Source organism: Rhodococcus sp. A14 (genome assembly GCF_011603105.1).
Taxonomy (GTDB): Bacteria; Actinomycetota; Actinomycetes; order Mycobacteriales; family Mycobacteriaceae; genus Rhodococcus_F; species Rhodococcus_F opacus.
Map to the genome: position 1 here is coordinate 1 of NZ_JAAOQS010000243.1, position 2,021 is coordinate 2,021.

General features: G+C 66.4%; 1 protein-coding gene and 1 pseudogene. Both read left to right on the forward strand.

Annotated features, from left to right (window positions below; translation table 11 throughout):
- Positions 1–221 precede the first annotated feature (221 nt).
- Positions 222–623: a DUF3052 family protein gene (locus tag G9373_RS45070; RefSeq protein ID WP_167121298.1), complete on the forward strand. Its 402-nt coding sequence runs from the start codon at positions 222–224 to the stop codon at positions 621–623.
- Positions 624–1,190: 567 nt separating this feature from the next.
- Positions 1,191–1,746, forward strand: a pseudogene (locus tag G9373_RS45075) (universal stress protein).
- Positions 1,747–2,021: the final 275 nt, after the last annotated feature.

Below are 2,021 nucleotides of genomic sequence, written 5' to 3' on the forward strand. Positions count from 1 at the left end.
TACCTGGCCATCATGAGCCTCGACCCCAAAGGCACCGCCCGCCAGCGCTGGTCCAACCGCTGGAAGGCAGCGCTGAACGCCTTCGAGATCACCTTTGACGGACGCCTGTCCGCCGGACGAAAGTAGTCACAGTTCAAACAGTTACACCGTTAACTTGACAGACCCCGTCTGATGGAAAGTTGGACGGGTGAATGGGGTGAACAACCGGGACCGGTGTAGGGGTGATCGAGGCACATCATGCGCGGGAACTCTCCCTCGCCTTCGGGATGGTGGTGCAGGAGCTCGGCTGGGGCGTCGACGTCGACGAGGAGTTCCGGCGGATCGCGTCGGGGGTCGCCGGCACCCGGCCGGTCGGCGAGAATCACCGCGGACGGGTCGACGTGGTGCCGCTGTGGTGGCGGACGGGAGACGGGAACCTCGTCGGCGCACTGCGCGGTGTGACGCCCCATGCTGCCGACGGGACGGTTCCTCTGGCTGTTGACCCCGAAACGGGATCGGCAGGGGCACCTGCCACCAGAGAGATCGACGAGGCGGCCGACCACATCGGTTTCCACGGGGTGACACCGATCGAACTGCGGCGCTGGATCGGGGTGCGCCTGACTGCCTGGCCGACATCCCGCTGAACGTACAACCCACCGGTCGGGTGGCTTCGCCCACGATCCGACCTCGCTTTCCGTGGCAGGCAGGGACGAAGAGTCTCCTCGTCAGACTCGTTCCCACTTTGGTGAACGGCTGCCGGTTTCCTGTTGTCGACCCGACCGTATGGCGGACTCCCTTCTCGAACGTGCGACGTTCGCCTTCGGAGTAGGTGTGGACTGCAAAGTGCCCACTGACCTAGGGATTAAACCTGTTGATGGACAATGCCTTAACGAACAAGGCGTCGGCGGCCGAGCGATGGCTGGCGGCGCACCGCTCATGCTGAATCCATATCACCAGTAAGTCCAGGCTGAGCCTGGGCGAGCGGCTGTTCGCCGATTTGAAGACGAAATGTTGCCACGCTCGACCTCATCGGTAAGTTCGGTGCTGTTGTGGGTACACCCTTCAGCACGCGTGGGGGTCGAGGACCGTGCGCTGATCGAACACCGGCGGTACCCCCACCGGTGCGACGAGCAGGCTGGGCGCCGCGGCGGTGACCATCGGCGCCAGGAGCGGCTGGGCTCCCCATCGCCGCCGGTGGTGAGGAGGAGTAGATGATCAAGAAGAAGCCCCCTGACCGGGAAGGCGTGCGGGACTGGCGGAAACCGGTGCGCGTGGACGGACCCGCGGGCGCGACCGAGCCGGTGGGCCATCTGGTGGTGGGGTTTCGACCGGTATCCCGCCAGCCATCGGGCGCTGTCCTTCGCCATGGGCCTCGCGGTCCCGCTCCACGCGTATCTGCATGTCACCCACGTCGTCGACCTCGACGATTTTCCTATCGAACCGGACCGGGACGATTGGGAACGGCGCATCGTCGACACGGTCGAACGGGAACGGACGGAGGCGTGTACCATGCTCGCGTCGCTGCCCGGGAACTGGAGCTACTACTGCCATGAGGGCAACCCGGCGCCCTTGTTGGCGACGATCGCCGACGCGAATGACGCCCTGATGATCATTATCGGCAGTTCGCGGGGAGGGTTGGTGTCCGTCATCGAGCGGGTGGTGGGGGAGTCGGTGTCTTCGCACCTGGTCCACCACGGCCTCGGTCCGGTTGTCCTGGTCCCCGAACACGCGTCGGCGCCGCGGGACCGGCGGCCGGGCGCTGAGTGAGCTGCCACAGCGAGTTTCGGTCACCCGCACCGACCACCGACGCCGCGGGTCCGTGATTCACCGCCGGTCGGTGATCGATATCGGAGCTCGCTGTGGGCCGGGATGGCAGGGTTAGCCGCGGGCGAGGCGGCGTACGGCGCCGCGGAGGGTGTGTTCGATCTGGGGCAGGTCGACGTCCTCGGGGGCGGTGGCGGTGTTCTGGGTGGGGTTCCAGCTGATTCGGCGGTCGATCCCGGTGGCGGCGGCGGCGAGTTCGGTGCTCCACTCGCTCAGGG